This window comes from Pseudomonas sp. GW821-FHT09H03 (genome assembly GCF_059415945.1).
The window spans coordinates 265,811-278,004 of the sequence record NZ_JBWKOF010000005.1 but is presented as its reverse complement, the minus strand read 5'-3'; the positions used below and the strand labels follow the sequence as shown (position 1 = coordinate 278,004).

Sequence of the window (12,194 nt, the reverse complement as noted above, 5' to 3'; positions counted from 1 at the left end):
CACTTTACCGAACATTGAAAGGAGTATTTTTCCATGGCTAAAGCCTCTGCCCGTCACATCCTTGTTGCCAGCGAAGCCAAGTGCAACGAACTCAAGGCCCAAATCGAGGGCGGTGCCGATTTCGGCGAAGTTGCCAAGGCAAACTCCACTTGCCCATCCAGCCGTCAGGGTGGTGACCTGGGTTCGTTCGGTCCTGGCCAGATGGTCAAAGAATTCGACACCGTAGTCTTCAGCGCGCCGCTCAATGTCGTGCAAGGCCCGGTCAAGACCCAGTTCGGCTATCACCTGCTGGAAGTGACCAGCCGTCAGGACTGATCGATTCGCGCAATTTGCATGCAACGGCCCGCCTTTTGGCGGGCCGTTGTGTTTCGCACACGTAATAGGCTGGCGAGGGACGCGCCGCTAGCGTACAAATTGTCGTTAACGACCACCCGGCTCTAAGGCTGACAATGCGACTGGCTTTCCCGACCCTGTTGTTCACTGCCGTGGCCCTGCTATTGAGTGCCGCTGGTGTGAATGCCGCACCACAACATGCAATGACCGTGTACGGCGAACCGGCCAAATACCCTGCCGGTTTCAGTCATTTCGACTACACCAATGCCCAGGCCCCCAAGGGTGGCGCCATGCGTCGTTCGGCGATCGAAATCGGGCACTTCGACCATATACTGCCCTACATCGACAAGGGTATCGGCGTCTCACAGATCGACGGCCTGCTCTACTCCCCCCTGGCCCAGCGCTCGCTCGATGAACCTTATACCGTGTACGGCCTGGTGGCGCAGGCAATGGAGCGTTCCGAGGACGGCCTGTCCTTGCGTTTCCAGCTCAACCCCAACGCGCGTTTTGCCGATGGCAAACCGATCACTGCCCAAGACGTGCGCTATACCTTCGACTTGCTGATGACCCAGGGCAGCCTGCGTTATCGCACCCAGTTCGCCGACGTTCAAGGCGTCGAAGTGGAAGCGCCGCTGACCGTTCGCTTCGATTTCAAAAACAATCAAAACCGCACCCTGGCGCTGGACATCGCGACCTTGCCGGTGCTTCCCCAGCACTGGTGGAGCACCCGCGACTTCGCCGATGGCGGCGGTTACGAGCCCCCCCTGGGCAGCGGTCCATATAAAGTGAGCAAGGTCGACTCGGGGCGCAGCATCACCTTCGAACGCAACCCCGACTGGTGGGGCAAGGACTTGCCGGTCAGTCGCGGCCTGTACAACTTCGACCTGTTCAGCATCGAGTACTTCGGCGATACCGACGTGGCACGCCAGGTACTGCGCGGTGGTGCCTACGACTACAACCGCGAGTTTTCCGCCACCGGATACTCCATCGGCTACGAAAGCCCGGCCCTGAGCGACGGCCGCCTGCAAAAGGCCCATCTGGCGACCCAGGCACCGCAGCCGTCCCAGGGTTTTGTGTTCAATCTGCAAAAACCGATGTTCCAGGATCGCCGGGTGCGTCAGGCGCTGGTGATGCTCTGGGATTTCGAATGGAGCAACCGGCAGATGATGCGCAACCTGTACATCCGCCAGCAGAGCTTCTTTTCCAACACGGACCTTGCCGCCCGACAATTGCCGGATGCCGGCGAGCTGGCGATTCTCGAACCCTTGCGCGGGCAGATTCCCGACGAAGTTTTCACCCAGGTGTTCGAGGCACCGAAAACCGATGGCAGCGGCCTGATTCGCGACAAGCAATTGCAAGCCCTGGACTTGCTCGAACAGGCCGGCTGGAAACCGGACGGTGATCATCTGGTCAACGCCAACGGTGAGCCACTGAGCTTTACCTTCCTGGTCAGCCAGAACGGTCTGGACCGTTTGCTGCTGCCTTATAAGCGCAGCTTGAAACAGATCGGCATCGACCTGAACATCCGCCGCATCGATTCGTCCCAGTACGTCAACCGCCTGATGAGCCGCGACTACGACATGATCGTAACCGGCTACCCGGTCACCACCTCTCCGGGGGGTGAGTTGTTCAACTATTTCGGCTCGGTGGCGGCAACCGATCCGGGCTCCAACAACTACATGGTGTTGAGCAACCCTGCGGTGGACAGCCTGATCAAAGGCCTGGTGCGGGCCGATACCCAGCCTGAAATGCTGCGCTATGCCCACGCGCTGGACCGGGTGCTGCAATGGAACTACTACTGGATTCCCAACTATTACCCACCGGGCACCTCCACAGTATGGTGGAACCGCTTCGGCATCCCGGACGTGCAGGCGAGCAATGACGAAGCCATCGAAAGCTGGTGGGAAATGAGCCGCACACCACTGACCAACCAGCAAATGACCGCCGAGCGCATCCGCCGAGGCAGACCCGGAGGGCCGCACTGATGTGGGCTTACATATTGCGGCGCCTGCTGTTGATCATCCCGACGCTGGTGATCATCCTGCTGGTCAACTTCGTCATCGTCCAGGCCGCGCCGGGCGGGCCGGTGGAACAGGCCATCGCCCACCTGCAAGGCATAGGCGGTGCCGCGGTCGGCGGCGGTTCCAGTGAAGCCATGAGCGGCACTTCCCGGGCCAGTCGCGGCCTGGATCCGAAGCTGATCAAAGACATTGAAAAACAGTACGGTTTCGACAAGCCGGCCCACGAGCGCCTTTGGCTGATGCTCACCAGTTACGCACGCCTGGACTTCGGCAAAAGCTTCTTCCGGGGCGCCACGGTCACTGACCTGATCCTGGAAAAAATGCCGGTCACCATTTCCCTCGGGTTATGGGCGACGCTGATCACCTACCTGGTGTCGATTCCCCTGGGCATCCGCAAGGCTGTGCACCATGGCAGCCATTTCGATATCTGGAGCAGCACCGCGATCATCATCGGCTACGCCATGCCGGCATTCCTGTTCGCCATGTTCCTGATCGTGGTGTTTGCCGGCGGCACGTCGTTGAACTGGTTCCCGGTGCGCGGGCTGGTCTCGGACAACTTCGATTCGCTGTCGACCCTGGGCAAGGTCGCCGATTACTTCTGGCACCTGGTCCTGCCGGTGACGGCGCTGGTGATCGGCGGTTTCGCCACACTCACCATCCTGACGAAAAACTCGTTCCTCAATGAAATCACCCGTCAATACGTGGTCACCGCCCGCGCCAAGGGCTTGAGCGAGCGACGGGTGCTGTACGGCCACGTGTTCCGCAACGCCATGCTGCTGGTGGTATCGGGCATCCCCCAGGCCTTTATCAGCGTGTTCTTTGCCGGCTCGCTGCTGATCGAAGTGATCTTCTCCCTCGATGGTCTGGGGCGCATGAGTTACGAAGCCGCGGTGTCGCGGGACTACCCGGTGGTGTTCGGCTCACTGTTCATCTTCACCCTGTTCGGCCTGCTGATAAAACTGGTCGGCGATCTTTGCTACACCCTGGTCGACCCGCGCATCGACTTCGCCGCGAGGAATGCCTGATGCTCAAGCTTTCTCCGCTGGCCCGCCGCCGCTTCGAGCGTTTCAAGAAAAACCGTCGTGGCTGGTGGTCGCTGTGGTTATTTATCGGTCTGTTCATGCTGACCCTGGGCGGCGAACTGATCGCCAACGACAAACCGCTGATGGTCAGTTATCAGGGCCAGTGGTACTTCCCTGCCCTCAAGCGCTATACCGAACAGGAGTTCGGCGGGAAGTTGCCGTTTCAGGCCGATTACCGCAGCGACTACGTACAGCAGCTGATCAAGAAAGACGGCGGCTGGCTGCTGTTTCCGCCGATCCCGTTCAGCGACGACACGCCGAACTATGACCTGAACAAACCGGCACCCAGCCCGCCCTCCAGCGTGAATTGGCTGGGCACCGACGACCAGGCCCGGGATGTATTGGCCCGGGTGATTTTCGGCGCCCGGGTGTCGATCCTGTTTGCCTTGATGCTGACCCTTGTCAGTGCCCTGATCGGCATCGCCGCCGGCGCCCTGCAAGGCTACTACGGTGGCTGGGTCGATCTGCTCGGCCAGCGCCTGCTCGAGGTCTGGTCCGGTTTGCCGGTGCTGTACCTGCTGATCATCCTCTCGGGATTCGTCGAACCGAATTTCTGGTGGCTGCTGGGGATCATGGCGCTGTTTTCATGGCTGGCGCTGGTGGACGTGGTGCGCGCCGAGTTCCTGCGCGGGCGCAACCTGGAATACGTCAAGGCCGCTCGCGCATTGGGCCTGACCGACCGCAAAGTCATCGTGCGGCACATTCTGCCCAATGCCATGAATGCGACCTTGAGTTACCTGCCGTTCATTCTGACCGGGGCCATCTCGACCCTGACGGCGCTGGACTTTCTCGGCTTCGGCATGCCCGCCGGCAGCGCTTCGCTGGGCGAACTGATCGGCCAGGGCAAGCAGAACCTGCAAGCGCCCTGGCTGGGGCTGACCGCATTCTTCACCCTGGCGCTGATTCTTTCCCTACTGGTGTTTATCGGCGAGGCGTTGCGCGATGCGTTCGACCCTCGCTCCTGAAGACATGGCCATGCAACGGACATTGATATGCTTAACCTGATCGAAATCCGTGACCTCAGCGTCGCCTTCAGCGGCCAGACCGTGGTGCGCAACCTGAACCTGGATATCCGCCCCGGCGAATGCCTGGCGCTGGTCGGTGAGTCGGGCTCGGGCAAGTCGGTCACCGCCCACTCGATCCTGCAATTGCTCCCCGAATGCGGCACCGAGACGACCGGCAGCATCCGTTATCGCGGCCAGGAGCTGGTGGGGGCCGAGGGCAAAAAACTGCGTCAGTTGCGCGGCAATCGCATTGCGATGATTTTCCAGGAGCCGATGACCTCGCTCAATCCGCTGCACAGCATCGAAAAGCAGATTGGCGAGACGTTGCTGGTGCATAAAGGCCTGGCCGGTAAAGCGGCGCGGGCACGGATTCTCGAGCTGCTGCATCTGGTGGGCATTCAGAAAGCCGAGGAACGGCTCAAGGCCTATGCGCATCAATTGTCCGGGGGCCAGCGTCAGCGGGTGATGATTGCCATGGCCCTGGCTTGCGAGCCGGAGTTGCTGATCGCCGACGAGCCGACCACCGCACTGGATGTGACGGTGCAGCGCAAGATCCTGTTGCTGCTCAAATCCCTGCAACACCGCCTGGGCATGTCGCTGCTGCTGATCAGCCACGACCTCAATCTGGTGCGCAGCATCGCCCAGCGGGTGTGCGTGATGAAGGCCGGGGAAATTGTCGAGCAGGCGCCTTGTGAAACGCTCTTCAACGAGCCGAAACACCCTTACAGCTGCGAGCTGTTGAACGCCGAACCGGAAGGTGAAGCCCTGCCCCGAGACCAGCGCGAAAACGTGCTGGAGGTGGATAATTTGCAGGTGCAGTTCGCCGTCAGTGGCGGCCTGTTCCAGCGCAAGACGTACCTCAAAGCCGTGGACGGCATCAGCCTGAACATCCAGCGTGGCAAAACCCTGGGCATTGTCGGCGAATCCGGTTCGGGCAAGTCCACTCTGGGTCAGGCGATCCTGCGTCTGCTCGATTCCGAAGGCAGCATTCGCTTCCAGGGCGAGGCGCTGGACGGCTTGACGCAAAAGCAGCTGAGGCCGTGGCGCAAGAAGATGCAGGTGGTGTTTCAGGACCCTTTCGGCAGCCTCAGCCCCAGAATGTCCGTGGCGCAGATCATCAGCGAAGGCCTGCAAGTGCATCGTCAGCTGAGCGCCGAGCAATGTAATGCTGAAGTTAAACGGGCACTGACGGAGGTCGGCCTCGACCCGCAGAGCCGTCATCGCTACCCTCACGAATTTTCCGGCGGCCAACGCCAACGCATCGCCATTGCCCGGGCACTGGTGCTCAAGCCCGAATTGATCCTGCTCGATGAGCCGACCTCGGCGCTGGACCGCACCGTGCAAAAACAGGTGGTCGCCCTGCTCCGCCAGCTTCAGGAAAAATACGGATTGACCTACCTGTTCATCAGCCATGACCTTGCGGTGGTGCGCGCCCTGGCTCACGACATGATCGTGATCAAGGATGGCAAAGTGGTGGAAAGCGGCGCCAGCCATGACGTGTTCGATTCGCCGCAGCATCCGTATACCAAGGAGCTGTTGGCGGCGGCGCTTTTGGGGCATGCATGATTCAGTGCCAGGTTTCAGACCGCGTCGCGACAATCGCGAGCAGGCTCACTCCCACAGGGGACCGCATTCCCTGTGAGCTGCCGCAGGCTGTGATCTTTTGATCTTGATCCCAAAAATGGACGCTACAGATGAACACCACCGAAAACCTCAAGGACTACCAGCGCGTGCGCCTGCTGGCGATCCGCTCGCTGTTCGAGATCATCGAGCAATCCAGCGAAGGCACGGTGATTGTCGACCGCGACGCCAACATCGTCTGGATGAACGAGCGCTATGCCCGCCGTTTCGGCCTGGAATCGGCGGAAATTGCCATCGGTAAACCCTGCGAAAGCGTTATTCCCGGCAGTCTGTTGCGCGAAGTGGTGCGCACTGGTCGGCCGATATTGCTCGACATGCAGGACACCTCAAAAGAACCGCTGGTGGTCATGCGCCTGCCAATTCACGACGACACCGGCGTGGTGATCGGCGCCATCGGCTTTGCCCTGTTCGATGAATTGCGCAGCCTTTCACCCATGCTCAAACGCTACATGAGCATGCAGGAAGAACTGGCCTCCACCCGCTCGCTGTTACGCGCGCGGCAGACCAAGTACAACTTCGCCCACTTCATCGGCACCAGCGCGGCCAGCCTCGAAGTCAAGCGCCGTGCCCGACGCAGTGCCAGCACCGAATCGCCAGTGTTGCTGCTGGGCGAAACCGGCACGGGCAAAGAGTTGCTGGCCCAGGCCATCCACAATGCCTCGCCGCGAGCGCACAAGGCCTTCGTCAGCATCAACAGTGCGGCGATTCCCGAGTCGTTGCTGGAGGCCGAGTTCTTCGGCACGGCCCCTGGCGCCTTTACCGGAGCCGATCGCAAGGGCCGCGCCGGCAAGTTGCAGATCGCCCAGGGCGGCACTTTGTTCCTTGATGAAATCGGCGACATGCCGCTGCCCCTGCAAAGCAAACTGCTGCGGGTGCTGCAGGAAAAAGAGTTCGAACCGGTCGGCTCCAACGAAATGATTCAGAGCGATGTGCGAGTGATCGCCGCGACTTCCACGGACCTCGAAGCGGCAATCAAGCGCGGCGAGTTTCGCGCCGATCTGTATTACCGCCTCAATGTGTTGCCTATTCAAGTCCCGCCCCTGCGCGACCGCCTCGACGACGTGCCGGCGCTCAGCGAAGCGATCCTCGAGGAACTGCGCAGCCAGCACGAACTGCACCACGAAGCGCTGGCGCTGCTGACTCAGCACGCCTGGCCGGGGAACATCCGCGAATTGCGCAACGTGCTCGAGCGAGCCGCCCTGCTTAGCGATGACTTGCGCCTGACAACTGCGGATATCCGTGCGGCCATTGGCACCTTCACCCCGGTGGAGCGTGTGGCGCCCTTGACCCTTGAGCCGCTGGCCCATGAAACGTTCAGCGCGGCGCGGGAGCGTTTCGATCGGCATTTGATTGAGAGCACCCTCGCACAATGCGGCGGCAAGGTGATTGAGGCGGCGGCCCGGCTGGGGCTTGGGCGGTCGACGCTTTACAAAAAGATGGCGGCCTTGGGGATTGCCGAGTCTCAATAGTGAGATATCTATCTCTTTTTGTAGACGCCGTTGTTTTTGCGCTTGCGCGCATCGCCAGCAAGCCGGCTCCTACGGGTTTTAGGCGCACCAACGTACCGTGGAACACCGCTGACTTGTAGGAGCTGGCTTGCCAGCGATCATTCCAGCCGCGCAACAAATTCTCCAGAACGAGACGAATTCGCCACCCGCCGTCCCACAAACAAAATATATCGTTATATTTCAACAACTTAAGCACATGGCACAAATCTCGCTATACGCCTCTCCTACAACAGATCCACCCTACAAAAATAACAACCCAGGAGACACACCATGAGTGTGATCATTGCCTTGGCAGCCCTCGCGCTGCTGATGCTGGCTGCTTACCGTGGCTACAGCGTTATCCTTTTTGCCCCCATTGCCGCCCTCGGCGCTGTCCTGCTCACCGACCCTTCCGCCGTTGCCCCCGTCTTCACCGGCGTGTTCATGGAGAAAATGGTCGGTTTCATCAAGCTGTACTTCCCGGTATTCCTGCTCGGTGCCGTGTTCGGCAAGCTGATCGAGCTGTCGGGCTTCTCCCGCTCGATCGTTGCTGCCGCGATCCGCCTGCTTGGCACCCGCCAGGCGATGCTGGTGATCGTGCTGGTCTGCGCCCTGCTGACTTATGGCGGTGTTTCGCTGTTCGTGGTGGTGTTCGCGGTTTATCCCTTCGCCGCTGAAATGTTCCGCCAGAGCAATATCCCCAAACGCCTGATCCCGGCGACCATTGCCCTGGGCGCATTCTCCTTCACCATGGACGCTCTGCCCGGCACTCCGCAGATCCAGAACATCATCCCCAGTACCTTCTTCAACACCACCGCATGGGCCGCGCCCTGGCTGGGTGTGATCGGCACCATCTTCGTGTTCTGCGCCGGCATGCTGTTTCTGCAGCGCCAGCGCAACAAGGCGCAACGCACCGGCGAAGGTTACGGCACTGATTTGCGCAACGAGCCGGAAACCGCTGCCGACATCAAGCTGCCCAATCCATGGATCGCCCTCTCGCCGCTGCTGGCGGTGGGCATCATGAACCTGTTGTTCACCCACTGGATTCCACAGTGGTACGGCAAGACCCACAGCCTGCAGCTGCCGGGCATGGCCGCTCCGGTCACCACCGAAATCGCCAAACTCACGGCGATCTGGGCGGTACAAGCCGCGCTGCTGGTGGGCATCCTGATGGTGCTGGCATTCGGTTTCCAGGCCATTCGCAGCAAGCTCGCCGAGGGCAGCAAGAGTGCGGTCAGCGGCGCACTGCTGGCAGCGATGAACACCGCGTCGGAATACGGTTTCGGTGCCGTGATTGCTTCGTTGCCGGGCTTCCTGGTACTGGCCGACTGGCTCAAGAACATTCCCGATCCGCTGGTCAATGAAGCGATTACCGTGACCCTGCTGGCCGGTATCACCGGCTCCGCGTCAGGGGGCATGAGCATTGCGCTGGCGGCGATGTCCGAGCAGTTCATCAGCGCCGCCCACGCCGCGAATATTCCCCTGGAAGTGCTGCACCGGGTCGCCGCGATGGCCAGTGGCGGCATGGACACCCTGCCGCACAACGGCGCGGTGATCACCTTGCTGGCGGTCACCGGGCTGACCCACCGCGAGGCCTATAAAGACATTTTCTGTATTACGCTGATCAAGACACTCGCGGTTTTCGTGGTGATCGGCACCTTCTACGCCACTGGCATTGTGTGAGGTATTCATGACGACTTTATCGGGCAAGACCGCACTGGTCACCGGCTCCACCAGCGGCATCGGCCTGGGTATCGCGCTCAGCCTGGCCAAGGCCGGGGCCAACCTGATCCTCAATGGTTTCGGCGACCCGTGCGAGGTCATCGCCCAGGTGCAACAGTTCGGCGGCAAGGTCGGCCATCACCCGGCCGACGTCAGCGACCCGGCACAGATTGCCCAGATGATCGCCTATGCCGAGCGCGAGTTCGGCGGCGTGGATATTCTGGTCAACAACGCGGGCATTCAGCACGTGGCAGCGGTCGAGGAGTTTCCGGAGGAGCGCTGGGATTCGATCATCGCCATCAACCTGTCGTCGGTGTTCCACAGCACCCGCCTGAGCCTGCCGGGCATGCGCGCCAAGGGCTGGGGCCGGGTGATCAACATCGCATCCGTGCATGGCCTGGTCGGCTCGGTGGGCAAGGCGGCGTACGTGGCCGCCAAGCACGGGGTGATCGGTTTGACCAAAGTGGTGGGCCTGGAAACCGCCACCAGCAATGTCACCTGCAACGCGATTTGCCCGGGCTGGGTGCTCACGCCATTGGTGCAAAAACAAATCGACGACCGCGCTGCGACCGGAATTGATCCGCAGCAGGCACAGCATGATTTGCTCGCTGAAAAGCAGCCATCGCTGGAATTCGTGACGCCACCGCAACTGGGTGAACTGGTGCTGTTCCTGTGCAGCGAGGCCGGCAGCCAGGTGCGTGGGGCGGCGTGGAATGTCGATGGCGGGTGGTTGGCGCAGTAAGCGCCTGCAAGACCCTTGTGGGGAGGGGGCTTGTCGGACCGCCGCACCGCCCCGTTCGGCTGCGAAGCAGTCGCAAACGCTATGCTCGCGGTATACCCAGAAAATGGGGGCGCAGGGCCTGGGGTGGCTTCGCCACCCAGCGGGGGCAAGCCCCCTCGCCACAAAAGCACCCATGTATGCGATAAGAAGAGGCAAACCATGTCCGACATCCTCTGGCAACCCGACGCCAAGCGCATCGCCAAGACTCGCATGGAGGCCTTTCGGCGCTTCATCAATCAGCGGCATGCTCTGAAAATCGATGACTACCCTGCCCTGCACCAATGGTCCATCGACCATCGTGAAGATTTCTGGCAGGCCATCGTCGACTTCTTCGACATCCGCTTCCACGATCAACCGGACGCGGTGCTGCGCGAAGGCCCACAGATGCCCAGCGCCCAGTGGTTCCCCGGCGCAACCCTGAACTTTGCCGAACACCTGCTGCGCCGTCGCGACGATGCAGTGGCGGTGGTGGCTGTCGGCGAAAACGGCCAGCGCGAACAGTTGACCTGGGCTGAACTCGCGGAGCATGTGGCCGGCTTTCAGAACGGTCTGAAGGCCGCCGGTGTCGGTATTGGCGACCGGGTCGCCGCGTGCATGCCCAACACCTGGCAAACCCTGGTGGCCATGCTCGCCACCACCAGCCTCGGGGCGATCTGGTCCTGTTCTTCACCGGACTTCGGCACCCAGGGGGTGGTTGACCGGTTCGGCCAGATCGAACCGAACGTGCTGGTCACCTGCGCCGGTTACCGTTACGCCGGCAAGGAGATCGACCAGACTGCCAAGATCAACGAGATTCTCGAGCGCCTGCCATCATTGCAACAGCTGGTTGTCGTGCCCTACGCGCGAGCGCAGGCGCACATCGAAGATTTCCGCACGCAGGCCAACGTGACGCTGTGGGACGACTTTTACGACCCCGGCGGCGAGCCGGACTTTGTCCCGGTACCATTCGCCCATCCGCTGTACATCCTCTACTCCAGCGGCACCACCGGGGTGCCCAAGTGCATCATCCACAGCACCGGCGGCGTGCTCCTGCAACACGTCAAGGAGCACGGCCTGCATTGCGATCTCGGCCCCGGCGATCGCCTGTTCTACTACACCACCTGCGGCTGGATGATGTGGAACTGGCTGGTCTCGGCCCTGGCCGTGGGCAGCGCCGTGGTGCTGTACGATGGCTCGCCGTTCCATCCCGATAACTCGCGCTTGCTGGAGCTGATCGACGACGAGCGCATCAGTGTCTTCGGGACCAGCCCCAAATACCTCGCCACCCTGGAAAGCAGCGGTGTCAGGCCCAGGTCCAGCCATGAACTGGACAGCCTGAAAACCCTGCTCTGCACCGGTTCTGCCCTGGCACCGAAAAGCTACGACTACGTCTACCGCGACTTCAAACCCGACGTGCGCCTGGCATCGATGTCGGGTGGTACCGATATCGTTTCCTGCTTCGTCAACGGCAACCCTTGGCTACCGGTGCGACGTGGAGAAATCATGGGCAAGAGCCTGGGCATGGCGGTGGAAGTCTGGAATGACAAGGGTCAGCCGGTGATTGGCGAAAAGGGCGAGCTGGTTTGCACCCGCCACTTCCCGGCGATGCCCGTCGGCCTCTGGAGTGATCCTGACGGGAAGAAACTGCTGGCGTCGTATTTCAGCCAGTTCCCCGGCGTATGGGCCCAGGGCGATTATGCCGAGCAGTTGCCCCACGGCGCGATGATGATCCACGGACGCTCGGACGCGGTACTCAATCCCGGCGGCGTGCGCATCGGCACCGCGGAAATCTATCGTCAGGTGGAGAAAGTCCCGCAGGTACTCGACAGTGTCGCCATCGGCCAGCAGTGGCAGGAAGACGTGCGCGTGGTGCTGTTCGTGCGATTGCACGATGGCGTCGAACTGGACGAGGAGCTGCAGCAGCAGATTCGCCAGATGATCCGCGCCAACACCACACCGCGCCACGTGCCGGCTAAGATTGTCGCGGTCACGGACATTCCCCGGACTATCAGCGGCAAGGTGGTTGAACTGGCGGTGCGTAACGTCGTGCACGGGCAGAAAGTGAAAAACACCGATGCACTGGCCAACCCCGAAGCCCTGGAGCAATTTCGCGACCGTCCTGAACTGAAAACCTGAGGTTGCGC

General features: G+C 61.2%; 9 protein-coding genes. All 9 read left to right on the top strand.

What is annotated here, in order from left to right; genetic code table 11:
* Nucleotides 1–33: 33 nt before the first annotated feature.
* Entirely contained in the window at nt 34–315 is a 282-nt protein-coding gene (locus tag AC07OG_RS09460) for a peptidylprolyl isomerase (RefSeq protein WP_060540635.1), read from the top strand.
* 134 nt (nt 316–449) lie between these two features.
* Nucleotides 450–2,318, top strand: a complete 1,869-nt coding sequence (locus AC07OG_RS09455) for an extracellular solute-binding protein (RefSeq protein WP_495066857.1) — start codon at nt 450–452, stop codon at nt 2,316–2,318.
* On the top strand, nt 2,318–3,379 hold the full coding sequence (locus AC07OG_RS09450) for a microcin C ABC transporter permease YejB (RefSeq protein WP_060540633.1): 1,062 nt from the start codon (nt 2,318–2,320) through the stop codon (nt 3,377–3,379). Before AC07OG_RS09455 ends, AC07OG_RS09450 begins: the two co-directional genes overlap by 1 nt.
* Nucleotides 3,379–4,401: an ABC transporter permease gene (locus AC07OG_RS09445; RefSeq protein ID WP_495066856.1), complete on the top strand. Its 1,023-nt coding sequence runs from the start codon at nt 3,379–3,381 to the stop codon at nt 4,399–4,401. Before AC07OG_RS09450 ends, AC07OG_RS09445 begins: the two co-directional genes overlap by 1 nt.
* Nucleotides 4,402–4,428: 27 nt before the next feature.
* Entirely contained in the window at nt 4,429–6,006 is a 1,578-nt protein-coding gene (locus AC07OG_RS09440; RefSeq protein WP_495066855.1) for an ABC transporter ATP-binding protein, read from the top strand.
* Nucleotides 6,007–6,134: 128 nt separating this feature from the next.
* A complete protein-coding gene (locus AC07OG_RS09435; RefSeq protein WP_495066854.1) occupies nt 6,135–7,550 on the top strand; it encodes a sigma-54 interaction domain-containing protein in 1,416 nt (471 codons plus the stop codon).
* 309 nt (nt 7,551–7,859) lie between these two features.
* Nucleotides 7,860–9,251: a GntP family permease gene (locus AC07OG_RS09430; protein ID WP_060540629.1), complete on the top strand. Its 1,392-nt coding sequence runs from the start codon at nt 7,860–7,862 to the stop codon at nt 9,249–9,251.
* A gap of 7 nt (nt 9,252–9,258) precedes the next feature.
* Nucleotides 9,259–10,032 (top strand): 3-hydroxybutyrate dehydrogenase, encoded by a 774-nt coding sequence (hbdH, locus tag AC07OG_RS09425; RefSeq protein WP_060540628.1) that lies wholly within the window; start codon nt 9,259–9,261, stop codon nt 10,030–10,032.
* 198 nt (nt 10,033–10,230) lie between these two features.
* Nucleotides 10,231–12,186 carry an acetoacetate--CoA ligase gene (locus tag AC07OG_RS09420; protein WP_495066853.1) on the top strand — a complete coding sequence of 652 codons (1,956 nt, stop codon included), beginning with the start codon at nt 10,231–10,233 and terminating at the stop codon, nt 12,184–12,186.
* Nucleotides 12,187–12,194: the final 8 nt, after the last annotated feature.

Coding starts and splice junctions, on each gene's coding strand:
- hbdH (WP_060540628.1), top strand. CDS start 9,259: ATGACGACTTTATCGGGCAAGACCGCACTGGTCACCGGCTCCACCAGC.
- AC07OG_RS09455 (WP_495066857.1), top strand. CDS start 450: ATGCGACTGGCTTTCCCGACCCTGTTGTTCACTGCCGTGGCCCTGCTA.
- AC07OG_RS09450 (WP_060540633.1), top strand. CDS start 2,318: ATGTGGGCTTACATATTGCGGCGCCTGCTGTTGATCATCCCGACGCTG.
- AC07OG_RS09440 (WP_495066855.1), top strand. CDS start 4,429: ATGCTTAACCTGATCGAAATCCGTGACCTCAGCGTCGCCTTCAGCGGC.
- AC07OG_RS09460 (WP_060540635.1), top strand. CDS start 34: ATGGCTAAAGCCTCTGCCCGTCACATCCTTGTTGCCAGCGAAGCCAAG.
- AC07OG_RS09445 (WP_495066856.1), top strand. CDS start 3,379: ATGCTCAAGCTTTCTCCGCTGGCCCGCCGCCGCTTCGAGCGTTTCAAG.
- AC07OG_RS09420 (WP_495066853.1), top strand. CDS start 10,231: ATGTCCGACATCCTCTGGCAACCCGACGCCAAGCGCATCGCCAAGACT.
- AC07OG_RS09435 (WP_495066854.1), top strand. CDS start 6,135: ATGAACACCACCGAAAACCTCAAGGACTACCAGCGCGTGCGCCTGCTG.
- AC07OG_RS09430 (WP_060540629.1), top strand. CDS start 7,860: ATGAGTGTGATCATTGCCTTGGCAGCCCTCGCGCTGCTGATGCTGGCT.